We start from the raw sequence: 26,665 nt of genomic DNA on the forward strand, positions 1-26,665 counted from the left end.
CGGAAAAAAAGCAGGCAAACACGCCGATTTTTCCGAATTCCACGCAAAGCCTGTCGATCTGTTCATCCATTCATTCGAAGGGTTGAAAACTAGCCTAGGCTATTGAGTCAGGAGCGGAATTCTGGCGGGTGTTCGTCCAGCAATACCTGTGCAAGGGACCTCATGAAGCAAAAGCAGACTCTCGCAACACCACGGCTGCTGGGCATCGTCTGGCCCTTTATCGCCGTCGTGCTATTTCAGGCATTGCTTGGCGGTGTCAGCCTGTACGTGCTGTCCGCCGTTCGCGGCTACGTGGCGGGGGAGAGTCTCTGGTCCAAGGGCCAGAAAGACGCCATCTATTACCTCAACCTCTACGCCGACAGCCGCGACGAGGCGATTTTCCGCAAATACCAGCAAGCCATCGCCGTACCTGAAGGCGGCCATGAACTACGGGTGGCGCTGGACCGCGAACCGCCGGACCTGGAAGCGGCACGGGTCGGGATTCTCAAAGGCGGTAACCATCCTGACGACGTGTCCAGCGTGATCTGGTTGTACCTCAATTTCCGTCACTTCAGTTACCTGGAAGAAGCCATCGATCTCTGGACGGTGGGCGACGGCTACCTGATCGAGCTGGATAACGTCGCCCGGCAGATGCACAGCAGCATTACCGCAGGCCAGGCGACGGAGGTGGATATCCGCGGCTGGAAGGCCCAGATCTTTGCGATCAACGATTCCGTCACCCCGGCCGCCAAGGCATTCAGCGACGCACTGGGCGAGGGTTCGCGGTTCATTCTGCGGCTTTTGCTGGTGACCAATTTCGCCACCGCCCTGGGGTTGATCGTCCTGGCGTTGTTGCGTACCCATAAACTGCTGGCCCAGCGGCAGGTGTTCGCCAATGCGCTGCAAATGGAGAAGGAACGGGCGCAGATCACCCTGCAATCCATCGGCGATGGGGTCATCACCACCGACGTCGAGGGGGCCATCGCCTACATGAACCCGGCTGCCGAGGCGATGACCCATTGGAAAGCCGAACACGCCTCGGGCTTGCCCCTGGCCGCGCTGTTCAATTTGCTCGATGACAACGCCCAGACCGAGGGGCTGACCCTGATCGAGCACATTCTCAGCGGCCGGCTCAGCGGCGCCAGCGAACATTCCAAACTGATCCAGCGCCTGGATGGCAGCACCGTGTCGGTCACCCTGGTGGGCGCGCCGATCCGCCATGCGGGCAAGGTCAGCGGCGCGGTGCTGGTGTTGCATGACATGACCCAGGAACGCCAGTACATCGCCAACCTGTCGTGGCAGGCTACCCATGACGCCCTGACTGGCCTGGCCAACCGTCGGGAGTTCGAGTATCGCCTCGAGCAGGCCTTGCACAACCTCACTCGCCAGATCGGGCGCCATGCCTTGATGTTTCTCGATCTGGACCAGTTCAAGCTGGTCAACGATACCTGCGGCCATGCAGCAGGTGACGAATTGCTGCGGCATATCTGCGCCTTGTTGCAATCAGGGCTGCGGGAAAACGACACCCTGGCCCGGCTGGGCGGGGATGAGTTCGGGATCCTGCTGGAGAACTGTTCGCCGGAAGCGGCGGAAAAAATCGCCGAAGGGCTGCGCCAGACCGTGCAGAACCTGCACTTTGTCTGGAAGGGCCGGCCGTTCGTGACCACCGTGAGTATCGGCCTGGTGCATATTGCCCAGACGCCGACGACCCTGGAGGCGTCCCTGCGGGCTGCCGACATGGCTTGCTACATGGCCAAGGAAAAGGGGCGCAACCGGGTCCAGGTCTATCATGCCGACGACTCGGAGCTGTCCCTGCGCTTTGGCGAGATGGCCTGGGTCCAGCGCCTGCACATGGCCCTGGAGGAAAACCGCTTCTGCCTCTACGCCCAGGAAATCGCCGCGCTGGGCCCGGGCGATCATGGCGGTGGACACATTGAAATCCTGTTGCGCCTGCATGACGAAGCCGGGCGGATGATCCTGCCGGACAGCTTCATTCCCGCGGCGGAGCGCTATGGCCTGATGACCTCCCTGGACCGTTGGGTGGTGGAGAATGTCTTCAAGATCATCCGCCAGTGCCTGAATGATTCACGACAGGGGCCCATGGCGATGTGTGCGATCAATCTGTCAGGCACAACGATCGGAGATCAAGCATTCCTCGACTTTTTGCGTAAACAGTTCGCGGCTTATTCGATTCCGCCAGAAATGATTTGTTTTGAAATTACAGAAACCAGCGCTATTTCGAATTTAGGCAGTGCGATTCGCTTTATCAATGAACTCAAGAGCTTGGGATGCTACTTCTCGCTGGATGACTTTTGCGCCGGAATGTCTTCATTCGCTTACCTGAAACATTTACCTGTAGACTTCCTGAAGATCGACGGGAGTTTCGTAAAGGATATGCTGGACGACCCGATTAACCGTGCAATGGTCGAAGTGATCAATCACATCGGCCACGTCATGGGTAAGCGCACGATTGCCGAGTTTGTTGAAACCGCCCAGATCGAGCAGGCATTGCTGGAGATTGGGGTGGACTACGCTCAGGGGTATGTGATCGAACGCCCGCAATTGTTTACCTGCGACACGTTGCAATGTCGGCCGGCCCGGCCCCAGCCGTTGTTATTCAAGGCCCCCGGCACGTTCCGCTGAACCTCTTGTTGATCTGGAAAATCACAATCAAAAGGAGCCCGACAGTGATCGACACATTCAACCGAACAGGCCCGCTCATGGACGCCACGAGCTATCCGAAATGGGCACAGCAGCTCATTACCGATTGCAGCGAGAGCAAGCGCCGGGTTGTCGAACACGAACTGTATCAGCGCATGCGCGACAACAAGCTCAGCGCCAGGACCATGCGCCACTACCTCATCGGTGGTTGGCCGGTCGTCGAACAGTTCGCTTTATACATGGCACAGAACCTCACCAAGACCCGCTTTGCCCGCCACCCCGGCGAGGACATGGCGCGTCGCTGGCTGATGCGCAACATTCGTGTCGAACTCAACCATGCCGACTACTGGGTCAATTGGAGCGCCGCCCATGGCGTGACCCTGGAAGACCTGCAAGCCCAGCATGTGCCGCCTGAGCTGCATGCCTTGAGCCACTGGTGCTGGCACACCAGTTCCTCGGATTCGCTGATCGTGGCCATTGCCGCGACCAACTATGCCATTGAGGGGGCCACTGGGGAGTGGTCGGCGCTGGTGTGTTCCAGCGGTGTCTACGCGGCCGCATTCGCCGAGGAAGACCGCAAGCGGGCCATGAAATGGCTGAAGATGCATGCCCAGTACGACGATGCCCATCCTTGGGAAGCCTTGGAAATCATCTGTACGCTGGCTGGGATGAACCCGAGCAAGGCCCTGCAAGCCGAGTTGCGCCAGGCCGTGTGCAAGAGCTATGACTACATGTACCTGTTCCTGGAGCGTTGCATGCAACTGGAGCAGTCGGAGGCGGTGAGTAAGTCTTCATCCACCCGCGAGCGCCTGGCACTGGCGCAGAGCTGATTTCTACCCCAACAGATAGCCACAACCCATGTGGGAGCGAGCCTGCTCGCGAAGCGCTCTGACAGTCGACGGGGAGGTTGACTGCCAGACCGCTTTCGCGAGCAAGCCCGCTCCCACAGTTGTTTTTCAGCCTGCCATTGCCAGTCGGTTACGGCCTTCGCGCTTAGCCACGTACAGCGCGCTGTCGGCCCTGCGCAGCAGGCTTTCCGATGATTCCCCCGGTAGCAGGGTGGCGCACCCCAGGCTGACCGTCAGCTCGATCCTTTTGCCTGTGGCGAAATAGTCCTGGGTCTGGGCGGCATAACGCAGTCGTTCACCGACCATGGCTGCAGCATCCCGGCTGGTATTGGCCAGCAGGATCAGAAACTCTTCACCGCCGAACCTGAACACCATGTCCACGTTGCGCAGTTGGCTCTTGATCGACTCGGCCACGGCCTTGAGCACTTCGTCGCCAACGCCGTGACCATGGCTATCGTTGATGCGCTTGAAATGGTCGATGTCGAGCATCAGCACCGACAAGGGTTGCAAATGACGTTTGGCCATGTCGATTTCACGCATCAGCGTCTGGTCCATGGCGATGCGGTTGCCGGTACCGGTCAGCGGATCGCGCAGGGCGCTTTGGGTGGCGGCGCGGTAGAGCAGCGCGTTGCGCAGTGGGTACAGCAGCGTCGACATGATGGATTCAAGGTCGCTCTGTTCCGCTTCGGTGAAGCGCTGGTTGCGACGGAATACCAGTTCACCCAGGTGTTCGCCTTCATGGCTGAGGTTATAGCTGAGGGTGTGATGCCCGCGTTGTCCGAACTCCAGGCGCAGGTCACTGGCCTTGTGCTGATAGGCCAACGCATCCAGGGGTACCAACCGCTGGATTTCCCGGAAAAACAGGCCAAGGATGCGCTGTGGCTCCAGGCTGGTCTGCAATTGCTGGCTCAGTTGCTGGCGCAATTGCGAAAGGCTGACGGAGCGTGCCGCGAGCGGCGATGGCTGGCCAAGACCCAGACGCTGCAATTTGGCGCTGTCGAAGTCAATCGCGTTGATCTGGGTGGGCGTTTTCATATGGCGTTAGCCCCTAAGCTAAATCTGTCCTGGCAGGTTGGGTGTGGCGGCTTTGGGCTGCACGTCGTACTGGTCCTTCAGTCCCGTAGGACACTGATTTGAGTTTAGTCTGCTTTCCCTGGCAGGCATAAGTCTCGTCTCAACGTCCATTACTTGCCGAACATGGCATGTTTGAGGAAGTTTAGAGCGAAAGTCGTGCCATTCGGTTCACTTCAATAAAAACCGATTGAAAATCAATGAATTGGCAGCAAGGTGCGGCAAGCCCGGCGACGTGGAGTTGGCGGTTCGCCTCGCTGGGCATCGACCTGGGCCGGTGTCGCGACGGTAAATCGTCGCGACACCGGTAGGGCTCATTATTGCGCGTTGAACGCCTGGCCATTGACGCCGGTGCTGTCCGGGCCCATGAGGTACAGGTAGACCGGCATGATCTCCTCGGGCGTCGGATTGTTGAGCGGGTTTTCCCCCGGGTAGGCCTGGGCGCGCATGCTGGTGCGGGTGGCACCGGGGTTGATGCTGTTGGCGCGCACGGCGGCAACGGTGTCGACTTCGTCGGCCAAGGTCTGCATCAGCCCCTCGGTGGCGAACTTGGACACGCCGTAGGCGCCCCAGTACGCCCGACCCTTGCGCCCGACGCTGCTGGAGGTGAACACCACGGATGCATCCTTGGACAGCTTGAGCAGGGGTAGCAAGGTGCTGGTGAGCATGAACATCGCGTTGACGTTGACGTGCATCACCCGCATGAAATTCTCACCGGACAACTGCTCCAGCGGCGTACGCGGGCCGATGATCGAAGCGTTGTGCAGCAGGCCGTCCAGATGACCGAACTCGGTTTCGATCATCGCCGCCAGTTCATCGTACTGATGAGGCAGCGCGGTTTCGAGGTTGAACGGGATCACCGCCGGCTGCGGATGACCGGCCGCTTCGATTTCATCGTAGACCTGGGTCAGGTTGGCTTCGGTCTTGCCCAGCAGCAGTACGGTGGCACCGTGGGCGGCGTAGGCTTTCGCCGCAGCGGCACCGATCCCGCGACCGGCGCCGGTGACCAGGATCACCCGGCCATTGAGCAAGTCGGGGCGGGCGGAATAATCAAACATAAAAGAACCTCAACAAATTAAAGCGGCACGGTACTGTGGGTGCAGAGCAATCATGGCCAGTGAGCTTAGTGAGCTTAGTGAGCTTAGTGAGCTAGGTGGGCTCTTGTGGCGAGGGAGCTTGCTCCCGCTGGACCGCGAAGCGGTCCCCAGGCGATGGCTTCGCCGCCGGACGGGAGCAAGCTCCCTCGCCACAAAAGCGACATCACCAAAGCGACATCGGCAGAATCAGCTCAGCAACCGCACAACGCGTTATCCAGCACCTCGCGCAGCGCCGAGGGGTGATCGATCACCACATCCGCGCCCCAGTGCCGGGGGTTGTCATCCGGGTGGATGTAGCCATAGGTCACCGCGCAGGTCTTGGTGCCGGCGCTGCGACCGGACTCGATGTCCCGCAGGTCATCACCCACGAACAGCACGCTGGCCGGGTCCAGGTCGAGCAGCTTGCACGCCAGGGTCAGCGGTTCCGGGTCCGGCTTGCTGTTTTTCACGTGGTCAGGGCATATCAGCACTTTCGAGCGTTCGGCCAGGCCCAGTTGCTGCATGATCGGTTCGGCGAAACGCACCGGCTTGTTGGTGACCACGCCCCAGATCAGATTGGCCGCTTCGATATCGGCCAGCACTTCGGCCATGCCGTCGAACAAGTGGCTGTGGACCGCGCACCCCTTGAGGTAGCGATCCAGGAACTCCTGGCGCAGTTCCTCGAATCCTGGTGATTCCGGGTCCATGGAAAAGGTCACCGCGACCATCGCCCGGGCACCGCCGGAAATCTCGTCGCGAATGTGCTGCGTGTTCATCGGTGGCAAGCCACGGTCGGCGCGCATGGCCTGGCAGATGGCGATGAAATCCGGCGCGGTGTCGAGCAGCGTGCCGTCCATGTCGAAGAGAACCGCTTTGAGACGCATCGACTTACTCCTCGCGCAGGGTTTGGATCATGTAGTTGACGTCAACGTCGGCGGCCAGCTTGTAGTGCTTGGTCAGCGGGTTGTAGGTCAGGCCAATGATGTCCTTGACGGTCAGCCCGGCCGCACGGCTCCAAGCGCCCAGTTCGGAGGGGCGGATGAATTTCTTGAAATCGTGAGTGCCGCGCGGCAACAGCTTCATGATGTATTCGGCGCCGACGATGGCGAACAGGTAGGCCTTCGGGTTGCGGTTGATGGTGGAGAAAAACACCTGGCCACCGGGTTTGACCATGCGAAAGCACGCGCGGATGACCGACGATGGGTCCGGCACGTGCTCGAGCATTTCCAGGCAGGTGACCACGTCGAATTGGCCAGGCATTTCTTCGGCCAGGCCTTCGGCGGTGATCTGCCGGTATTCCACGCTGACACCGGACTCCAGTTGATGCAGTTGTGCAACCGCCAGCGGCGCTTCGCCCATGTCGATGCCCATCACCGTCGCGCCGCGCTGGGCCATGGCTTCGCTGAGGATGCCGCCGCCGCAACCGACGTCGAGCACCTTCTTGCCGGCCAGGTTGACCCGTTCGTCAATCCAGTTGACTCGCAGCGGGTTGATGTCGTGCAGCGGTTTGAATTCGCTTTCACGGTCCCACCAGCGATGGGCCAGGGCTTCGAATTTGGCGATTTCGGCGTGGTCGACGTTGCTCATGTGCAGATCCTCGAAAAGCTTGAAAAATCAGGTGCCCCGAGCCGCGGCTCAAGGGGCGTGGTCATTCGTTGTGGCCGCTGATGCGGCGACCCCAGGCCTGGGCCGTGGCGATCAGTGTTGATTCGTTCATGCGGGTCAGTCGGCCATCCTCCAGTAACGGCTTGCCGCCCACCCACAGGTGTTTTACGCAATCGCGACCGGTGGCATAAATCAGCTGTGACACCGGGTCGTAGATCGGCTGCTGGGCCAGGCCCGACAGATCGAAAGCCACCAGGTCGGCTGCCTTGCCCACTTCCAGCGAACCGACTGTCGCCTCGATGCCCAGCGCCCGAGCGCCATTGAGCGTGGCCATGCGCAGCGCCCGATGGGCATCCAGGGCCGTGGCCGAGCCGGCGACGGCCTTGGCCAGCAGGGCAGCGGTGCGGGTTTCGCCGAGCAGGTCCAGGTCGTTGTTGCTCGCCGCACCGTCGGTGCCGAGGGCGACATTGACGCCGGCCTGCCACAGACGCTCCACCGGGCAGAAACCACTGGCCAGCTTCAGGTTCGATTCCGGGCAGTGGATCACGCTGCAATTGCTTTCTACCAGCAAGGCCTGGTCTTCGTCGCTGATTTGAGTCATGTGCACGGCTTGAAAGCGTGGCCCCAGCAGGCCAAGGCGTCCCAGGCGAGCCATCGGCCGCTCAGCGGTGTTATCCACAGCCTGCTGCACTTCGAAGGCGGTTTCGTGAACGTGCATATGAATGGCCGCGTCCAGTTCCTCGGCGATCACGCGGATTTTCTCCAGGTTCTCGTCGCCCACGGTGTAGGGCGCGTGCGGGCCGAATGCGACTTTGATCCGCGGGTGGTGCTTGAGGTCGCCAAACAACTCGATGCCCTGACGAATGGCTTCGTCGGCGCTGGCGGCACCGGGGATCGGGAAGTCGAGGATCGGAATCGCGATTTGCGCACGAATGCCGCTGTCGTGGACACACTCGCTGGCAATCTTGGGGTAGAAATACATGTCGGAGAAGCAGGTGATGCCGCCCTTGATCTGCTCGGCGATTGCCAAGTCGGTGCCATCGCGCACGAAATCTTCATCGACCCATTTGGCCTCGGCCGGCCAGATGTGCTGTTCCAGCCAGGTCATCAAGGGCAGGTCGTCGGCCAGGCCGCGGAACAGGGTCATGGCCGCGTGGCCGTGGGCGTTGATCAGACCCGGGCAGAGCAGCATGCCGGGCAGTTCACGGACCTGGGCGGCGTTACACTTCAGGGCTTCTGCCCGTGGGCCGATGAACACGATGCAACCGTCGCGAATGCCCAGGCCATGATCCTTGAGCACTACACCGGCGGGTTCGACAGGCACCAACCAGGTCGGCAGCAATAATAAGTCGAGCGCAACGGCAGGCTTGGGCATCGTGGAGCGGTTCCATGGGGTATAAAGGATGGCGAAGTATACCCGAGCGTCTTCGCGGAGGGATCGCTATAATCGGCGGCTTTTGTTCATGAGTACGGGGTGAAGGATGCGCGATCGACTATTGGCTGCGGAGAAGGTGAAGGCCATCGATTGGCGCGATGGCGTCCTGTACCTGTTGGACCAGCGTGTCCTGCCGTTCGAGGAAAGCTGGATCGCCTGCACCCGTGCCGCCGATGTGGCCGAGGCCATTGGTTCGATGGCAGTGCGCGGCGCGCCGATCATCGGCATCGGTGCGGCTTATGGTGTTGTGCTGGCAGCGCGGACCAGGATCGCCGAGGGCGGTGACTGGCAAGCGGCGCTGGAGGCGGATTTTACCCTGCTGGCCGAGGCTCGGCCGACGGCGGCAAACCTCTTCTGGGCGCTGGATCGGATGCGCGACCGGTTGGGGCGCTTGAAAGAGCACCCCGAGCCGCTGGCGGTGCTTGAGGCTGAAGCGATCGCGATCCACGAGAGTGACCGCGAAGCCAACCTGACCATGGCTCAGCTGGGCGTCGACCTGATCCGCAAACACCAGGGCAATGCCCAGGCCATCCTGACCCATTGCAACACGGGTGCCCTGGCGACCGGTGGCTTCGGCACGGCCTTGGGCGTCATCCGTGGCGCGTATATTGAAGGCATGGTGGAGCTCGTCTATGCCGACGAAACCCGTCCATGGCTGCAAGGCTCGCGCCTGACAGCGTGGGAGCTGGCCCGCGAAGGCATCCCGGTGACCCTCAACGCCGACTCCGCCGCTGCCCACATCATGAAGACCAAGGGTGTGACCTGGGTGGTCGTCGGTGCCGACTGCATCGCCGCCAATGGCGACGTGGGGAGCAAGATCGGCACCTATCAACTGGCGGTCTGTGCCATGCACCATGGCGTGCGCTTCATGGTGGTGGCGCCGAGCTCGACCATCGACATGAGCCTGGCCAGTGGTGATGACATCCCGGTCGAGGAGCGCGACGGGCGCGAACTGCTGGAAATCGGCGGCAAGTGGCTCGGCGCGGAGGTGGACGCCTTCAACCCGGAATTCGATGTCACCCCGGCGGACCTGATCGACGTCATCGTCACGGAGAAGGGCATCATCGAGCGCCCGGACACCGCCAAGCTGGCGCAGTTGATGTGTCGCAAGCGGTTGCATTGAAGATTTTCAGGGTTTGATCTGGCGCCATCGCGAGCAAGCTCGCTCCCACACTGGATTTTTTGGCGTTCACAAAACTCCTGTGGGAGCGAGCTTGCTCGCGATGAGGCCCTTAAAGGCAACAAATACCTTGCATTTTCCCCCTGAATCTCCATCCGCAGCGCTTCTAAGCCCCTCTGATCCCATATCAGCCTGTCACCGGTCAACTAACTATGCACCATGCGCGTCTGGGGGATAGGTGCGTGGCGGCTCTTGTGATAACATTCGGCGGTTTCCAAGGCTGCCTCGCGAGGTGGCCTTTACTGCGCAGATCCATGGCATAACTCGTTGATTTGTCGTAAGTCGCTGCACGGCATTTGTTCTGCAGCGGCGAGCTTCGTTCGTCCCATCTGGATGTGACGAGGTTTCACCAGAAAAAGGAATCAGGCTTCTCATGGGCGAACTGGCCAAAGAAATCCTCCCGGTCAATATCGAAGACGAGCTGAAACAGTCCTACCTCGACTACGCGATGAGCGTAATTGTCGGGCGGGCGCTGCCGGATGCGCGCGATGGCTTGAAGCCCGTGCACCGGCGCGTGTTGTTCGCGATGAGCGAGTTGGGCAACGACTTCAACAAGCCGTACAAGAAATCTGCCCGTGTCGTCGGCGACGTGATCGGTAAGTATCACCCCCACGGCGACACTGCCGTGTACGACACCATCGTTCGTATGGCCCAGCCATTCTCCTTGCGCTACCTGCTGGTAGACGGCCAGGGCAACTTCGGTTCCGTGGACGGCGACAACGCCGCGGCCATGCGATACACCGAAGTGCGCATGACCAAGCTGGCCCACGAACTGCTGGCCGACCTGCACAAGGAAACCGTGGACTGGGTGCCGAACTACGACGGCACCGAAATGATCCCGGCGGTCATGCCGACCCGTATCCCGAACCTGCTCGTCAACGGCTCCAGCGGTATTGCCGTGGGCATGGCGACCAACATCCCGCCGCACAACCTCGGTGAAGTCATCGACGGTTGCCTGGCCCTCATCGACAATCCCGAGCTGACCGTCGATGAGCTGATGCAATACATCCCGGGTCCGGACTTCCCGACCGCCGCGATCATCAACGGTCGCGCCGGCATCATCGAAGCCTACCGCACCGGCCGTGGCCGCATTTACATGCGTGCCCGCTCCACCGTCGAAGACATCGACAAGGTTGGCGGCCGCCAGCAGATCGTCATCACCGAGCTGCCGTACCAGCTGAACAAGGCTCGCCTGATCGAGAAGATCGCCGAGCTGGTGAAAGAGAAGAAACTCGAAGGCATCACCGAGCTGCGTGACGAGTCCGACAAGGACGGCATGCGCGTCGTGATCGAGTTGCGTCGTGGCGAAGTGCCTGAGGTGATCCTCAACAACCTCTACGCCCAGACCCAACTGCAAAGCGTGTTCGGCATCAACATCGTCGCGCTGATCGACGGCCGTCCGCGGATCCTGAACCTCAAGGACCTGCTGGAAGCCTTCGTACGTCACCGTCGCGAAGTGGTCACCCGCCGTACCGTGTTCGAACTGCGCAAGGCTCGCGAGCGTGGTCACATCCTTGAAGGCCAGGCCGTTGCCCTGTCGAACATCGACCCGGTGATCGCCTTGATCAAGGCTTCGCCAACGCCGTCGGAAGCCAAGGAAGCGCTGATCAGCACCCCTTGGGAGTCCTCCGCGGTGGTGGCAATGGTCGAGCGCGCTGGCGCCGACTCGTGCCGCCCGGAGAACCTCGACCCGCAATACGGCCTGCGCGAAGGCAAGTACTTCCTGTCCCCGGAACAGGCGCAAGCCATCCTGGAACTGCGCCTGCACCGCCTGACCGGCCTGGAGCACGAGAAGCTGCTGGCCGAGTACCAGGAGATCCTCAACCAGATCGGCGAGCTGATCCGCATCCTCAACAGCGCCACGCGCCTGATGGAAGTGATCCGCGAAGAGCTGGAAGTGATCCGCGCCGAATACGGCGACGTGCGCCGCACCGAGATCCTCGATGCGCGCCTGGACCTGACCCTGGGTGACATGATCCCGGAAGAAGAGCGCGTGGTGACCATTTCCCACGGTGGCTACGCCAAGACCCAGCCGCTGGCCGCCTACCAGGCCCAGCGTCGCGGCGGCAAAGGCAAGTCGGCGACCGGCGTCAAGGACGAGGACTACATCGCTCACCTGCTGGTCGCCAACAGCCACACCACGCTGCTGCTGTTCTCCAGCAAAGGCAAGGTGTACTGGCTCAAGACCTACGAGATCCCGGAAGCGTCCCGTGCCGCACGTGGTCGTCCGCTGGTCAACCTGTTGCCGCTGGACGATGGTGAATACATCACCACCATGCTGCCGGTGGAGGAATACACCGAAGGTCACTACATCTTCATGGCTACCGCCAACGGCACCGTTAAGAAGACCCCGCTGGAATCCTTCAGCCGCCAGCGCAGCGTCGGCCTGATCGCCCTGGAGCTGGACGAAGGCGACGTGCTGATTTCCGCCGCTATTACCGACGGCGAGCGTGAGGTCATGCTGTTCTCCGACGGTGGCAAGGTCACTCGCTTCAAGGAATCCGACGTGCGTGCCATGGGCCGTACCGCCCGTGGTGTGCGCGGCATGCGCCTGCCGGAAGGCCAGAAGCTGATTTCCATGCTGATCCCCGAAGAAGGCAGTCAGATCCTCACCGCTTCGGCGCGTGGTTATGGCAAGCGCACGGCCATCAGCGAGTTCCCTGAGTACAAGCGTGGCGGCCAGGGTGTGATCGCCATGGTCAGCAACGACCGTAACGGTCGTCTGGTCGGCGCTGTCCAGGTGCTCGATGGCGAGGAGATCATGTTGATCTCCGACCAGGGCACCCTGGTGCGTACGCGAGTCGCCGAAGTGTCGAGCCTGGGCCGTAACACCCAGGGCGTGACGCTGATCAAGCTGGCCAGCGACGAAACGCTGGTAGGGCTTGAGCGAGTGCAGGAGCCATCGGAAGTCGAAGGCGAGGAGCTGGAAGGAGAGGAAGGTGAAGGCACGGCATTCGACGGCACCCTGGGTGCCGATGTCGACGACGTGACCGGCGACCAACCGCTCGACGCTGCCGCAGACGAAGAAGAACCGCAGGACTAAGCGGACACGCGGGGGGCGGATGAAGATTCGCCCCCTTGTTGTTTGTCTCGTTTGAAATTTCGTATCAAATTGCAGCTTTGTGAGAGCAAGGCTTGTGTGGGAGCAAGGCTTGTGGGAGCAAGGCTTGCCCGCGATGACGGTAGACCAGTCAACATCAATGTTGGATGACAGTCTGCTATCGCGGGCAAGCCTTGCTCCCACACCTTTGCTCTCCCGCCCTAGGTCCACAATGCGCACCACCTGATACCGTATTAATTGCGTGAACCCCCAGATCAGAGCGAGATTGGATGTGAGCAAGAGAGCCTATAACTTCTGTGCCGGCCCGGCGGCGCTTCCTGAGGCGGTCCTGAAGCGTGCCCAGGGTGAACTTCTCGACTGGCACGGCAAGGGCCTGTCGGTCATGGAAATGAGCCATCGCAGCGATGAGTTCGTATCCATTGCCACCAAGGCCGAGCAGGACCTGCGTGATCTGCTGAGCATCCCGTCCAATTACAAGGTGCTGTTCCTGCAGGGCGGCGCGAGCCAGCAGTTCGCCCAGATCCCGTTGAACCTGCTGCCGGAAAGTGGCAAGGCCGACTACATCGATACCGGTATCTGGTCGCAGAAAGCCATCGAAGAAGCTTCGCGCTACGGTCACGTCAACGTGGCTGCCACCGCCAAGCCCTACGACTATTTCGCGATCCCCGGCCAGAACGAATGGAACCTGTCCAAGGACGCGGCCTACGTTCACTACGCGCCGAACGAAACCATCGGCGGCCTGGAATTCAACTGGATCCCGGAAACTGGCGACGTGCCATTGGTGGCCGACATGTCCTCGGACATTCTTTCGCGCCCTGTGGATATCTCCCGTTTCGGCATGATCTACGCCGGCGCCCAGAAAAACATCGGCCCAAGCGGCATCCTGGTCAACATCATCCGTGAAGACTTGCTGGGGCGTGCCCGTTCCCTGTGCCCGACCATGCTCAACTACAAGGTCGCGGCTGACAACGGCTCGATGTACAACACCCCGCCGACCCTGGCCTGGTACCTGTCCGGCCTGGTCTTCGAGTGGCTGAAAGAGCAGGGCGGTGTCGAAGCCATTGGCAAGCTCAACGAAGTGAAGCAGCGCACGCTGTATGACTTCATCGACGCCAGCGGTCTCTACAGCAACCCGATCAACAAGACCGATCGTTCGTGGATGAACGTTCCGTTCCGCCTGGCCGACGACCGTCTGGACAAGCCGTTCCTGGCCGGTGCCGACGAGCGTGGCCTGCTGAACCTCAAGGGCCACCGTTCGGTCGGTGGCATGCGTGCCTCCATCTACAACGCCGTCGACATCAACGCCGTCAATGCGTTGATCGCCTACATGGCAGAGTTCGAGAAGGAACATGGCTGATGTCTGAGCAAGAACTCAAGGCGCTGCGCCTGCGCATCGATGCCCTGGACGAAAAGGTCCTGGAGCTGATCAGCGAGCGCGCGCGCTGCGCCCAGGAAGTTGCCCGGGTGAAGATGGCCTCCCTGGCCGAAGGCGAAGTGCCGGTGTTCTATCGTCCTGAGCGTGAAGCTCAGGTGCTCAAGCGTGTCATGGAGCGCAACAAGGGGCCGCTGGGCAACGAAGAGATGGCGCGCTTGTTCCGCGAAATCATGTCGTCGTGCCTGGCGCTCGAGCAGCCGCTGAAAATCGCCTACCTGGGCCCGGAGGGCACCTTCACCCAGGCAGCGGCCATGAAGCACTTCGGTCACGCCGTGATCAGCAAACCGATGGCTGCCATCGACGAAGTCTTCCGTGAAGTCGCCGCCGGTGCGGTGAATTTTGGCGTGGTGCCGGTGGAAAACTCCACCGAAGGCGCGGTCAACCACACGCTGGACAGCTTCCTCGAGCATGACATGGTGATCTGCGGCGAAGTCGAGCTGCGCATCCACCATCACCTGCTGGTCGGCGAGAACACCAAGACCGACAGCATCAGCCGGATCTATTCCCACGCCCAATCGTTGGCCCAGTGCCGCAAGTGGCTGGACGCCCATTACCCGAATGTCGAGCGCGTGGCGGTATCGAGCAACGCCGAAGCGGCCAAGCGGGTCAAGGGTGAGTGGAACTCGGCGGCGATTGCTGGCGATATGGCGGCCGGCCTCTACGGGCTGACTCGCCTGGCCGAGAAAATCGAGGATCGCCCGGACAACTCCACGCGGTTCCTGATGATCGGCAGCCAGGAAGTACCGCCGACCGGCGACGACAAGACGTCGATCATCGTGTCCATGAGCAACAAGCCCGGCGCGCTCCATGAACTGCTGGTGCCGTTCCACGACAACGGTATCGACCTGACGCGGATCGAGACCCGTCCGTCGCGCAGCGGTAAATGGACCTACGTGTTCTTCATCGATTTTGTCGGCCACCACCGCGATCCGCTGGTAAAAGGTGTGCTGGAGAAAATCAGTCAGGAAGCAGTGGCACTCAAGGTGCTGGGTTCCTACCCCAAGGCAGTTCTTTAAGGGCGGATAGCAAATGAGTGGCAACTTCCTCGCTCTGGCTCAGCCAGGCGTGCAACAACTCTCGCCTTACGTTCCGGGCAAGCCCGTGGACGAACTGGCCCGCGAGCTGGACCTGGATCCGGCCAGCATCGTCAAGTTGGCGAGCAACGAAAACCCGTTGGGCGCGAGCCCCAAGGCACTGGCGGCGATCCGCGACGAACTGGCCGAGCTGACCCGTTACCCCGATGGCAATGGGTTTGCATTGAAAAGCCTGCTGGCCGAGCGCTGTGGTGTCGAGCTCAACCAAGTGACGCTGGGCAATGGCTCCAATGACATTCTTGAGTTGGTGGCGCGCGCGTACCTGGCACCAGGTCTCAACGCCGTGTTCAGCGAGCACGCGTTTGCGGTCTACCCGATCGCGACCCAGGCCGTCGGCGCGGATGCCCATGTGGTTCCGGCCAAGAACTGGGGGCACGATCTACCGGCCATGCTGGCTGCCATCGATGCCAACACCCGCGTGGTCTTCATCGCCAACCCGAACAACCCGACTGGCACCTGGTTCGACGCCCAGGCCCTGGACGACTTCCTGCAAGACGTGCCCGCGCACGTGCTGGTGGTGTTGGACGAGGCCTACATCGAATACGCCGAAGGCAGCGATTTGCCCGATGGCCTGGATTTCCTCGCGGCTTATCCGAACCTGCTGGTTTCACGCACGTTCTCCAAAGCTTATGGCCTGGCTTCGCTGCGGGTCGGCTACGGCTTGTCCTCCGCGGTGGTGGCCGATGTGCTGAACCGCGTGCGCCAGCCGTTCAACGTCAACAGCTTCGCCCTGGCTGCCGCCTGTGCTGCATTGCAGGATGAGGCCTACCTGGCTGAAAGCCGTCGCCTTAACGCGGCCGGCATGCAGCAGTTGGAAGTGGGGTTCCGGGAGCTGGGTCTGAGCTGGATTCCATCCAAAGGCAACTTCATCTGCGTCGACCTGGGCCGTGTCGCCGCGCCGGTGTATCAGGGGTTGTTGCGCGAAGGTGTGATCGTGCGTCCGGTGGCCAATTACGGCATGCCGAATCACCTGCGTATCACCATCGGCCTGCCAGCGGAAAACAGCCGCTTCCTCGAGGCGTTGAGCAAGGTTCTGGCTCGTGGTTGATGTCACTTCGCTGCAACCTGCTGCCCCTATGATCGGTCGCCTGGTGGTGGTCGGTCTGGGGTTGATCGGCGGTTCGTTTGCCAAGGGCTTGCGTGAAAGCGGCCTTTGCCGCGAGGTGGTCGGTGTCGACCTGGATCCGCAGTCGCGAAAGCTGGCCGTGGAGTTGGGGGTGGTCGATCGCTGCGAGGATGACTTGGCGATCGCTTGCCAGGGCGCGGACGTGATCCAACTGGCGGTGCCGATCCTGGCCATGGAAAAACTGCTGGCGCGTCTGGCGACCATGAACCTGGGGCAAGCGATCCTGACCGACGTCGGCAGTGCCAAGGGCAACGTCGTACGTGCGGCCACCGAGGCCTTCGGTGGGATGCCGGAGCGCTTCGTGCCCGGCCATCCGATTGCCGGTTCCGAGCAGAGTGGGGTGGAAGCCTCCAATGCCGAGCTGTTTCGTCGCCACAAAGTGATCCTCACGCCGCTGGAGCAGACGGATTCAGCCGCGTTGGCAGTGGTTGATCGTTTGTGGCGCGAACTGGGCGCCGATGTCGAGCACATGCAGGTCGAGCGTCACGATGAAGTGTTGGCTGCCACCAGCCACTTGCCGCACCTGTTGGCGTTCGGCCTGGTGGATTCGTTGGCCAAACGCAATGAAAATCTTGAGATCTTCCGTTACGCTGCCGGCGGTTTCCGCGATTTCACGAGAATCGCTGGAAGCGACCCGGTCATGTGGCACGACATCTTCCTCGCCAACCGCGAAGCTGTCTTGCGCACACTCGATACATTTCGCAGCGATCTCGACGCCTTGCGCGACGCGGTCGATGCAGGGGACGGGCACCAATTGCTGGGCGTTTTCACACGCGCCAGGGTGGCCCGCGAGCATTTCAGTAAAATCCTGGCCCGTCGGGCCTATGTGGACGCTATGAACTCCAACGATCTGATTTTCCTGGCACAACCTGGTGGCTCCCTGAGCGGGCGTATTCGTGTACCGGGCGATAAATCGATTTCCCACCGTTCGATCATGCTCGGCTCCCTGGCCGACGGCGTGACCGAGGTGGAAGGCTTCCTCGAGGGCGAAGACGCCCTGGCGACGCTGCAAGCGTTTCGCGACATGGGGGTGGTCATCGAAGGTCCGCACCACGGTCGCGTGACTATCCATGGTGTCGGCCTGCATGGCCTCAAGCCTGCCCCGGGGCCGATCTACCTGGGTAACTCCGGGACCTCGATGCGCCTGTTGTCCGGCCTGCTGGCCGCGCAGGACTTCGACAGCACCCTGACCGGTGACGCCTCGTTGTCCAAGCGCCCGATGAATCGTGTCGCCAACCCGTTGCGGGAAATGGGCGCGGTCATCGAGACGGCTGCCGACGGTCGTCCGCCGATGATCATCCGCGGTGGCAACAAGCTCAAGGGCCTGACCTACACCATGCCGATGGCCAGCGCCCAGGTGAAATCCTGCCTGCTGCTGGCGGGTCTCTACGCCGAAGGCAAGACCACCGTCACCGAACCGGCCCCAACCCGTGACCATACCGAGCGCATGCTGCGCGGCTTCGGCTACCCGGTCACGGTCGACGGTGCCACGGCGTCCGTTGAGTCTGGTAGCAAGCTGACCGCTACCCACATCGAAGTGCCGGGCGACATCTCGTCGTCGGCATTCTTCCTGGTGGCCGCCTCGATCGCCGAAGGTTCCGACCTGGTGCTCGAACACGTTGGCATCAACCCGACCCGTACCGGCGTGATCGACATCCTGCGCTTGATGGGCGCTGACATCACCCTGGAAAACCAGCGTGAAGTCGGCGGCGAACCCGTGGCGGACCTGCGCGTACGAGCAGCTAAACTCAAGGGTATCGAGATTCCGGAGGCGCTGGTTCCGCTGGCCATCGACGAGTTCCCGGTGCTGTTCGTGGCGGCCGCCTGTGCAGAAGGGCGTACCGTGTTGACGGGCGCCGAAGAACTGCGGGTCAAGGAATCGGATCGCATCCAGGTGATGGCAGATGGCTTGCTCGCCCTTGGCGTCAAGTGCCAGCCAACGCCGGACGGCATCATCATCGACGGCGGCCAGATCGGCGGCGGCGAAGTCCATGGTCACGGTGACCATCGTATCGCCATGGCCTTCAGTGTGGCGTCTTTGCGCGCCAGCGCGCCGATTCGCATCCATGATTGCGCCAACGTCGCGACGTCGTTCCCGAACTTCCTGGCGCTGTGCGCACAGGTCGGTATCCGAGTGGCACAAGAGGCACAGTCGTGAACATCAAAGCACCGGTCATCACCATCGATGGCCCAAGCGGTTCGGGCAAGGGCACCGTCGCCGGGATCCTGGCCAGGCAATTGGGCTGGAACCTGCTTGATTCGGGTGCGTTGTACCGTCTGCTGGCCTTCGCCGCCGCGAACCACGGCGTCGACCTGACCAACGAAGAACTGCTCAAGGCACTGGCCGCTCATCTGGATGTGCAATTCATTGCGGCGACCGACGGTCAGCTTCAGCGCATTATTCTGGAAGGCGATGAGGTCAGCGACGTCATTCGTACCGAAAGCGTGGGTGCCGGGGCCTCCCAGGTCGCCGCGCTGCCGGCGGTGCGCGAAGCCTTGCTGCAGCGCCAGCGCGCCTTCCAGGAGCCGCCGGGGCTGGTGGCGGACGGTCGGGACATGGGCACGGTGGTTTTCCCCGATGCACCGTTGAAGATTTTCCTCACCGCCAGTGCGGAGGAGAGGGCGCGTCGCCGATATTTGCAGTTGAAGGGCAAAGGCGAGGATGTTAGTCTGTCGAGTCTGCTAGATGAGATCCGTGCACGCGATGAGCGTGACACCCAGCGCGCAGTAGCCCCGCTCAAGCCGGCGGCCGACGCGATACAGCTGGATTCCACGGAGTTGTCCATCGACCAGGTGCTGCAACGCATCATGAGTGAGATCGCCATTCGCGATATCGCCGGGTGACCAGGAAGCTTCGCAGGGGACCAGTCATAGTCCTGCGATGCTTCTTTTATATGAAACTAACCCACATCGTCTGGGATGTGGAGGCGGGCGTATTCTTCGCCCTAATCAACAGGAATTAAAATGAGCGAAAGCTTTGCGGAACTCTTTGAAGAAAGCCTGAAAACCCTGAACCTTCAGGCAGGCTCCATCATCACCGGTGTTATCGTTGATATCGATTACCAGGCTCGCTGGGTAACCGTTCACGCTGGTCTGAAGTCTGAAGCACTCATCCCGCTTGAGCAGTTCTACAACGACGCTGGCGAACTGAATATCAACGTCGGTGACGAAGTTCACGTTGCGCTGGATTCGGTTGAAGATGGCTTTGGTGAAACCAAGCTGTCCCGTGAAAAAGCCAAGCGCGCTGAATGCTGGATCGTTCTGGAAGCGGCTTTCGCAGCTGAGGAAGTGGTCAAGGGCGTTATCAACGGTAAGGTTAAAGGCGGCTTCACTGTCGACGTTAACGGCATCCGTGCGTTCCTGCCAGGTTCCCTGGTTGACGTCCGTCCAGTGCGCGATACCACGCACCTGGAAGGCAAAGAGCTGGAATTCAAGGTCATCAAGCTGGACCAGAAGCGCAACAACGTTGTCGTTTCCCGTCGCAGTGTCCTGGAAGCCGAGAACTCCGCCGAGCGTGAAGCTCTGCTGGAATCGCTGCAGGAAGGCCAGCAGGTCAAGGGTATTGTCAAAAACCTCACCGATTACGGCGCATTCGTCGATCTGGGTGGCGTCGATGGCCTGCTGCACATCACCGACATGGCCTGGAAACGTATCAAGCATCCTTCGGAAATCGTCAACGTTGGCGACGAGATCGATGTCAAGGTTCTGAAGTACGATCGCGAGCGCAATCGTGTTTCCCTGGGCCTCAAGCAACTGGGTGAAGATCCGTGGGTCGCTATCAAAGCCCGTTACCCAGAAAGCACCCGCGTCACCGCTCGTGTTACCAACCTCACCGACTACGGCTGCTTCGCTGAGCTGGAAGAAGGCGTTGAAGGCCTGGTACACGTTTCCGAAATGGACTGGACCAACAAGAACATCCACCCTTCGAAAGTCGTACAAGTCGGCGACGAAGTGGAAGTCATGGTTCTGGACATCGACGAAGAGCGTCGTCGTATCTCCCTCGGCATCAAGCAGTGCAAGTCCAACCCATGGGAAGACTTCTCTGGCCAGTTCAACAAGGGCGATAAAATCTCCGGCACCATCAAGTCGATCACCGATTTCGGTATCTTCATTGGTCTGGACGGCGGCATCGACGGCCTGGTTCACCTGTCCGACATCTCCTGGAACGAAGTGGGCGAAGAAGCCGTACGTCGTTTCAAGAAGGGCGACGAGCTGGACACCGTTATCCTGTCGGTTGACCCAGAGCGCGAGCGCATCTCCCTGGGTATCAAGCAACTGGAAAGCGATCCGTTCTCCGAGTACGTTCAAGAGAACGACAAAGGCGCAATCGTTAAGGGCATCGTGAAAGAAGTTGACGCCAAAGGCGCCATCATCACCTTGGCCGACGATATCGAAGCGACTCTGAAAGCCTCCGAAATCAGCCGTGACCGCGTTGAAGACGCGCGCAACGTTCTGAAAGAAGGCGAAGAAGTAGAAGCCAAGATCATCAGCGTTGACCGCAAGAGCCGCGTAATCCAGCTCTCCATCAAGTCGAAAGACGATGCTGAAGAGAAAGAAGCAATCCAGAGCCTGCGCGAGAAGCCAGCTACTGATGCTCCTGGTCCTACCACTCTGGGCGACCTGCTGCGTGCACAGATGGAAAAACAGAACTAAGTTCTGTCAGACCATAGAAAAAGGGCGACTTCGGTCGCCCTTTTTTGTGGGCGCGATTCGGGGAAACCAGACTTTACTCGTTCCAGGTGTGCTGTCTGGTCTCGCTGTGAGACCAATCCTGCAGCCCAGCTGTCTCTTTCTTTAAGCGGATCAATCATCTATTAAGGCTGGATTGCAGATGTCATGGTTCCCCCTGAGCAATGTGGGAGCGAGCCTGCTCGCGATAGTGCCAGATCAGGCACCACCCAGCCGAGTGATGGGTATTTAAGGAGATGAATGAACAGACTCATCCTGATATTCGCAATATTGGCATTGCCAGCTTGCACTACGAGCGCCAAGACCCACGCAGTGCGTGGTGTCAGCGGTATCGAGGTCGACTGCTCTGGGTTGGGCTCTGGCTGGGAGAAGTGCCATAAGCGAGCCGCAAGAGAGTGCAAGGGCGCTGGCTACAAAGTCATTACCCGATCCGATGACGCGAAGGATAACGATCAATACCTCTTTGGTTTTAATCCGGCTGGCTATCTGACGCGCACAATGTTGGTCATTTGCCGATAGCTTGAGAAATCTCCCGGCCTGCATGGAAAGAGGCGACAAGGGAGCAAGAAGAATGTCAATACTTGGGCTGTTCAAATCCCTCCGACCATGCTAAAACCTTTTCAAGCGATTTTCCTAGCTGCTTGAAAAAGAAGGGAAAAATATGACGAAGTCGGAGTTGATCGAACGAATTGTCACCCATCAAGGGCTGCTCTCATCCAAGGATGTGGAGCTGGCCATCAAGACCATGCTTGAACAAATGTCCCAATGCCTGGCGACTGGGGATCGTATTGAAATCCGTGGCTTCGGCAGCTTTTCCCTGCATTACCGTGCCCCGCGGGTAGGTCGTAATCCGAAGACTGGCCAGTCCGTCAGTCTTGATGGAAAGTTCGTCCCTCATTTCAAACCGGGCAAAGAGCTTAGGGATCGCGTGAATGAGGAGGAGGGGGATGAGCTCTGACGGAGCCCAAAAACAAAGGAGTTCTCATGCGGAACTTTAAACGCTTGGCCCTTGTCGTACTTGCGCTGCTCGTGGCCTCAGCTATCGTGTTGTTCGTGCTTGAAAATAACCAGCCGGTTGCACTCCTGTTTCTAGGTTGGTCGGCTCCGCAGCTTCCTGTCTCGGTTTTCGTGATCCTGGCGCTTCTCGCTGGTATGATAGTCGGGCCGTCGCTTGCGTGGTTCCTGGGAATGCGCAGACGGCCAAAATAATGGATATGTGAGCCCAGTAGTCTTGGTGTAAGGATCACGGCCAACAATTTTTTCTGACTTTGGGTGCGTTTTGTTCAAATTTAACTTGATTCGGTTTGTCGCTGTGCCCGTCTTGCCTTTTAGTGAGTTCGATGTGTCTGTAGACGCAATGCCAAAAAAGGGAGTCGGGATCACCTATGCAAAATAATCGTATTGAAACCCCAGGCGCCAATGAGATCGATCTGATTGCGCTTGCACGCGGGCTCTGGGGGCAAAAGTGGTTGATCCTTGCGGTCACCTTGTTGGTTGCCGTGGGTGCAGCTGCTTATGCGTACCTCAGTAAACCGGTCTATCAAGCCCAGCTTTTTATCATGCCACCTACTCAGAACGGTATTGCTGAGTTGAACTATGGTCGAGGGAAAAGCACTGAGCTGGATCCTTATTCCATCAAGCATGTCTACGACGTATTTACCCGAAACCTACAGGGTGAGTCTCTTCGTCAAACATTTTTCAATGAGGTTTATCTTCCTTCGCTTGATGAGTCCGAGCGAAAGGGTGCACTTGACCGCTTGTATGAGCGCTTCTCTCGAGAGCTGGTGATAAAGGGGGCTGGTAAAGATACGCCAGACCGCTATTCGGTGACGGTCCAGGGTCAGGATCCCGTTCGAGCTACGGATTGGGCGAAGGCTTATGTGGCGCGTGCCAGTGAAGCGGCTGAGTCAGAGCTGATCAAGAACGTTACGGCTGAGGCTGCAGTAAGGGCACGTAATCTGGAACAGCGTATTGTCAGTTTGCGCGAGACTGCACAGCGAATACGTGAGGATCGGATCCAGCAATTGCGCGAAGCATTGAAGATCGCCGAAGCAATTGGTCTCACCAGCCCGAGTATAAACTCTACGGCGGCCGTTGATATAACGGTAGAAACTGGCAATAAAATGGATTACCAGCGAGGCAGCAAAGCCTTGGCTGCGGAAGTGAAAGCGCTGGAGTCGAGAGCTTCTGACGACGCTTTCATATCGGATTTGCGTACGCTCCAGATGCGATACAGTTTTTATCGTAAGTTGAATATTGATCCAGAAAGCATTTCGGTTTATCGGCAAGACGGTAGCGTCGAGGTGCCGCAAAGCCCGATTAAACCAAGAAAGGCTTTGATATTGCTGCTGGGCATTATTGCTGGCGCGGTGTTGGGTGGTTTCATAGCGTTAATTCGATTTGCGGTTATTCGGAGTAAGGAGCAGCAACTGCAGAGTTGAGATGATCAGTTTCTCTATTCCAAAGTATTTTCGTGGCTCCTTAGAGAGAGCTCCGAGTAATTGTTTTTAAGCCCGTTTTTATGAGGATCCTCTTCGTAAAGATGGGTTTTTTATGGGGTTGAATAAATTAGAAATGGGTGCTGGTTTAAGTTGGGTTGGAGTTGCCATGGGCGCGTGGTTTGGATAAGCGGCGAAACCTCGTCTGTTGTCGTCATGAGGTACGCCAGCGGGGTCGGTCACAGTGATTGGATGTCATAATGATGTCAAAAATCAAGCCGGCTAACTGAAGCAAGCCCCTCAAAGCTAACCAGAACTCAGTAAAGTGCAATCCAGGAAAGCCATTTCGCTACACAACAGGCATAATGGCGGTTTGTGGTGGTGCGGGATGAGCGTGCCGCTCGGAAGCCGGTAGCAACAGGCCTGTCGTGTATTGCAATCAGCCCATGGTGAGACATCTGGAGAGCCGGCGGTAGGTGCCGCAGGTGCGGCCCTATAATGAGTTTTCAGCAAGAGCTGAGGTGAAAGCGTCCAGCATCCGTCTGGCGGGCTGAGACGGAGGTTTACCTGTTATGCAATGGTAGGGGCAGGCAGATTTAGGCCTGATCCATAGCTCTGATGAATTAGATGATTTTGACAAGTTAAATGGAGAGTTGGATGTCGAGCATAAAGCAGGCGAGCGTCGCCAAATTTAAAGCAAAAGAGGCCGTCATCGGTATCGTCGGTCTTGGGTACGTCGGCCTGCCTTTGATGCTGCGTTATAATGCGATTGGGTTCAAAGTCATTGGTCTCGATATCGATAGTTCAAAAGTTGAACTGCTAAACTCAGGCAAAAGCTACATTGAGCACATTCCTGGCGAAAAAATCGAAGCCGCTTGCCGGAGTGGGTTTGAAGCCACTACCGATTTTACGCGTGTGCCGGAATGTGATGCGCTGATTCTCTGTGTACCAACACCGTTGAATAAGTATCGCGAACCCGATATGAGCTTCGTGATAAACACTACTGATGCGATAAAGCCCTATCTAAGGGCGGGCCAGATCGTTTCTCTTGAAAGTACGACTTACCCGGGCACCACAGAAGAAGAGCTGCTGCCGCGTGTCCAGGAGAAAGGATTGCGTGTGGGTGAGAACATTTTCCTGGTCTACTCTCCTGAGCGCGAAGATCCGGGCAATCCGAACTTTGAGACCCGTACCATTCCAAAAGTAATCGGCGGGCATACGCCGGAGTGCCTTGAGGTCGGTGTCGCTCTCTATGAGCATGCGATCGATCAAGTGGTACAGGTTAGTTCTACCAAAGCTGCTGAAATGACCAAACTGTTGGAAAATATCCACCGTGCGGTCAATATCGGTTTGGTGAATGAAATGAAAGTGGTCGCAGACCGCATGGGCATTGATATTTTCGAAGTGGTCGACGCCGCTGCAACCAAGCCCTTCGGCTTTACTGCCTACTATCCGGGCCCCGGTCTTGGTGGTCACTGCATTCCAATCGACCCGTTCTATCTGACTTGGAAAGCCCGTGAGTATGGTTTGCATACACGGTTTATCGAGCTTTCGGGTGAAGTCAACCAGGCTATGCCAGAGTACGTTCTGAGCAAGCTGATGGACGGCCTGAATGATCGCGGCAAGCCTTTGAAAGGCAGCAAAGTTCTGGTGCTTGGTATCGCCTACAAGAAGAACGTAGATGATATGCGTGAGTCGCCTTCGGTTGAAATCATGGAGTTGATCGAGGCCAAAGGAGGCGTCGTAGGATATTCCGACCCCCACGTCCTGAAGTTTCCGAAGATGCGTGAGCACCACTTTGACCTTTCCAGTGAGCCTCTGACCGCTGAAGTCCTAAAGGCTTATGATGCTGTTATCCTGGCCACAGACCACGATAGGTTCGACTATGAGCTTATCAGTCAACATGCTCAACTGATCATCGATAGTCGTGGTAAATATCGCGCCCCTCAATCGAATATTATCAAAGCTTGATGACAGGAGAGTTCTGGATGAAACGTTTTGCTCTAATTGGTGCCGCCGGATATATCGCCCCACGCCATATGCGCGCCATTAAGGATACCGGCAATACATTGGTGTCCGCTTATGACATCAATGATTCGGTAGGCATCATCGACAGCATTTCACCGCAAAGCGAATTCTTTACCGAGTTCGAGTTCTTCCTTGATCACGCCCACAGCCTCAAGCGCGACCCAGCGACCGCCTTGGATTACGTGTCGATCTGCTCGCCCAACTACTTGCACCAACCGCACATTGCCGCCGGTCTGCGCCTGGGCTGTGACGTGATCTGCGAAAAACCGCTGGTGCCGACCCCGCAGCAGCTGGACCAGTTGGCCCTGATCGAGCAGGAAACCGGCAAGCGCCTGTTCAACATCCTGCAACTGCGCCATCACCAGGCAATCATTGCCTTGAAGGACAAGGTTGCCCGCGAGAACAACCCGCACAAGTACGAAGTCGACCTGACCTACATCACTTCCCGCGGCAAGTGGTATCTGCAAAGCTGGAAAGGTGACCCACGCAAGTCGTTCGGCGTAGCCACCAACATCGGCGTGCACTTCTACGACATGCTGCATTTCATCTTCGGCAAGCTGCAGCGTAACGTTGTGCACTTCACTTCCGAACACAAGGCGGCCGGTTACCTGGAATACGAGAAAGCACGCGTACGCTGGTTCCTGTCGGTCGACGCCAACGACCTCCCGGAATCGGTGAAGGGCAAGAAGCCGACTTACCGTTCGATTACCGTCAACGGTGAGGAAATGGAGTTCTCCGAAGGCTTCACTGACCTGCACACCACCAGCTACGAGGAAATCCTGGCTGGGCGAGGGTATGGCATCGAGGATGCTCGCCACTGCGTGGAGACGGTCAATACCATTCGCAGCGCGGCCATCGTCGTGGCAACGGACAACGAAGCGCATCCGTTCGTCCAAGCCCTTTCTCGCTGATCGGCGAGACAACACGGGTGGCCTTGCG

Annotated in this window: 21 protein-coding genes; 16 read left to right on the plus strand and 5 right to left on the minus strand. The window is 59.1% G+C overall.

Going from position 1 to position 26,665, the window contains the following annotated elements; genetic code table 11:
- Window positions 1-162 precede the first annotated feature (162 nt).
- Window positions 163-2,622 (plus strand): EAL domain-containing protein, encoded by a 2,460-nt coding sequence (locus Q7F16_RS25500; RefSeq protein WP_095962652.1) that lies wholly within the window; start codon window positions 163-165, stop codon window positions 2,620-2,622.
- A gap of 77 nt (window positions 2,623-2,699) precedes the next feature.
- The gene (locus tag Q7F16_RS25505) at window positions 2,700-3,470 is read left to right on the plus strand and encodes a TenA family transcriptional regulator (RefSeq protein ID WP_409556543.1); all 771 of its coding nucleotides are present in this window, start codon (window positions 2,700-2,702) and stop codon (window positions 3,468-3,470) included.
- Window positions 3,471-3,596: 126 nt separating this feature from the next.
- Here the strand turns inward: Q7F16_RS25505 and Q7F16_RS25510 are convergent, their stop codons facing one another.
- The 5 genes from Q7F16_RS25510 to Q7F16_RS25530 form a co-directional block, all read right to left on the minus strand.
- Window positions 3,597-4,523 (minus strand): GGDEF domain-containing protein, encoded by a 927-nt coding sequence (locus Q7F16_RS25510; RefSeq protein ID WP_409556511.1) that lies wholly within the window; start codon window positions 4,521-4,523, stop codon window positions 3,597-3,599.
- A gap of 353 nt (window positions 4,524-4,876) precedes the next feature.
- Window positions 4,877-5,617, minus strand: coding sequence for a YciK family oxidoreductase (locus tag Q7F16_RS25515; protein ID WP_014337217.1), 741 nt, complete (start codon window positions 5,615-5,617; stop codon window positions 4,877-4,879).
- 230 nt (window positions 5,618-5,847) lie between these two features.
- The gene (mupP, locus tag Q7F16_RS25520) at window positions 5,848-6,519 is read right to left on the minus strand and encodes an N-acetylmuramic acid 6-phosphate phosphatase MupP (protein ID WP_003199221.1); all 672 of its coding nucleotides are present in this window, start codon (window positions 6,517-6,519) and stop codon (window positions 5,848-5,850) included.
- A gap of 4 nt (window positions 6,520-6,523) precedes the next feature.
- Window positions 6,524-7,222 (minus strand): bifunctional 2-polyprenyl-6-hydroxyphenol methylase/3-demethylubiquinol 3-O-methyltransferase UbiG, encoded by a 699-nt coding sequence (gene ubiG, locus Q7F16_RS25525; RefSeq protein ID WP_014337219.1) that lies wholly within the window; start codon window positions 7,220-7,222, stop codon window positions 6,524-6,526.
- 61 nt (window positions 7,223-7,283) lie between these two features.
- The gene (locus Q7F16_RS25530; protein ID WP_046063019.1) at window positions 7,284-8,615 is read right to left on the minus strand and encodes a TRZ/ATZ family hydrolase; all 1,332 of its coding nucleotides are present in this window, start codon (window positions 8,613-8,615) and stop codon (window positions 7,284-7,286) included.
- 106 nt (window positions 8,616-8,721) lie between these two features.
- On the opposite strand from Q7F16_RS25530, the gene mtnA reads away from it, so the two are divergent.
- From mtnA to wbpB, 14 genes are all read left to right on the plus strand, one after another.
- Window positions 8,722-9,798: an S-methyl-5-thioribose-1-phosphate isomerase gene (gene mtnA / locus Q7F16_RS25535; RefSeq protein ID WP_409556512.1), complete on the plus strand. Its 1,077-nt coding sequence runs from the start codon at window positions 8,722-8,724 to the stop codon at window positions 9,796-9,798.
- 430 nt (window positions 9,799-10,228) lie between these two features.
- Complete coding sequence (gene gyrA / locus Q7F16_RS25540) at window positions 10,229-12,898, plus strand: DNA gyrase subunit A (RefSeq protein ID WP_018602945.1); 2,670 nt, start codon at window positions 10,229-10,231, stop codon at window positions 12,896-12,898.
- A 289-nt stretch (window positions 12,899-13,187) separates the two neighbouring features.
- The gene (serC, locus tag Q7F16_RS25545; protein WP_046063021.1) at window positions 13,188-14,273 is read left to right on the plus strand and encodes a 3-phosphoserine/phosphohydroxythreonine transaminase; all 1,086 of its coding nucleotides are present in this window, start codon (window positions 13,188-13,190) and stop codon (window positions 14,271-14,273) included.
- Window positions 14,273-15,367, plus strand: coding sequence for a prephenate dehydratase (pheA, locus tag Q7F16_RS25550; protein ID WP_014337224.1), 1,095 nt, complete (start codon window positions 14,273-14,275; stop codon window positions 15,365-15,367). Before serC ends, pheA begins: the two co-directional genes overlap by 1 nt.
- 13 nt (window positions 15,368-15,380) lie before the next feature.
- Entirely contained in the window at window positions 15,381-16,493 is a 1,113-nt protein-coding gene (gene hisC / locus Q7F16_RS25555; RefSeq protein WP_409556513.1) for a histidinol-phosphate transaminase, read from the plus strand.
- A gap of 28 nt (window positions 16,494-16,521) precedes the next feature.
- On the plus strand, window positions 16,522-18,729 hold the full coding sequence (locus tag Q7F16_RS25560; RefSeq protein WP_409556544.1) for a bifunctional prephenate dehydrogenase/3-phosphoshikimate 1-carboxyvinyltransferase: 2,208 nt from the start codon (window positions 16,522-16,524) through the stop codon (window positions 18,727-18,729).
- Window positions 18,726-19,415, plus strand: a complete 690-nt coding sequence (gene cmk, locus Q7F16_RS25565; RefSeq protein ID WP_014337227.1) for a (d)CMP kinase — start codon at window positions 18,726-18,728, stop codon at window positions 19,413-19,415. Before Q7F16_RS25560 ends, cmk begins: the two co-directional genes overlap by 4 nt.
- Before the next feature lie 120 nt (window positions 19,416-19,535).
- Complete coding sequence (gene rpsA, locus Q7F16_RS25570; RefSeq protein WP_057448474.1) at window positions 19,536-21,224, plus strand: 30S ribosomal protein S1; 1,689 nt, start codon at window positions 19,536-19,538, stop codon at window positions 21,222-21,224.
- A 276-nt stretch (window positions 21,225-21,500) separates the two neighbouring features.
- A complete protein-coding gene (locus tag Q7F16_RS25575; RefSeq protein WP_409556514.1) occupies window positions 21,501-21,779 on the plus strand; it encodes a hypothetical protein in 279 nt (92 codons plus the stop codon).
- A gap of 142 nt (window positions 21,780-21,921) precedes the next feature.
- Complete coding sequence (ihfB, locus tag Q7F16_RS25580) at window positions 21,922-22,218, plus strand: integration host factor subunit beta (RefSeq protein ID WP_003199243.1); 297 nt, start codon at window positions 21,922-21,924, stop codon at window positions 22,216-22,218.
- Window positions 22,219-22,244: 26 nt separating this feature from the next.
- Window positions 22,245-22,469, plus strand: a complete 225-nt coding sequence (locus Q7F16_RS25585; RefSeq protein WP_041475801.1) for a lipopolysaccharide assembly protein LapA domain-containing protein — start codon at window positions 22,245-22,247, stop codon at window positions 22,467-22,469.
- A 176-nt stretch (window positions 22,470-22,645) separates the two neighbouring features.
- Entirely contained in the window at window positions 22,646-23,701 is a 1,056-nt protein-coding gene (locus Q7F16_RS25590; RefSeq protein WP_409556515.1) for an LPS O-antigen chain length determinant protein WzzB, read from the plus strand.
- A gap of 654 nt (window positions 23,702-24,355) precedes the next feature.
- Complete coding sequence (gene wbpA / locus Q7F16_RS25595) at window positions 24,356-25,669, plus strand: UDP-N-acetyl-D-glucosamine 6-dehydrogenase (RefSeq protein WP_409556516.1); 1,314 nt, start codon at window positions 24,356-24,358, stop codon at window positions 25,667-25,669.
- Between the two features lie 17 nt (window positions 25,670-25,686).
- Entirely contained in the window at window positions 25,687-26,637 is a 951-nt protein-coding gene (wbpB, locus tag Q7F16_RS25600; protein WP_409556517.1) for a UDP-N-acetyl-2-amino-2-deoxy-D-glucuronate oxidase, read from the plus strand.
- Window positions 26,638-26,665 lie beyond the last annotated feature (28 nt).

The organism is Pseudomonas sp. Lb2C2 (genome assembly GCF_052112205.1).
Taxonomy (GTDB): Bacteria; Pseudomonadota; Gammaproteobacteria; order Pseudomonadales; family Pseudomonadaceae; genus Aquipseudomonas; species Aquipseudomonas kilonensis.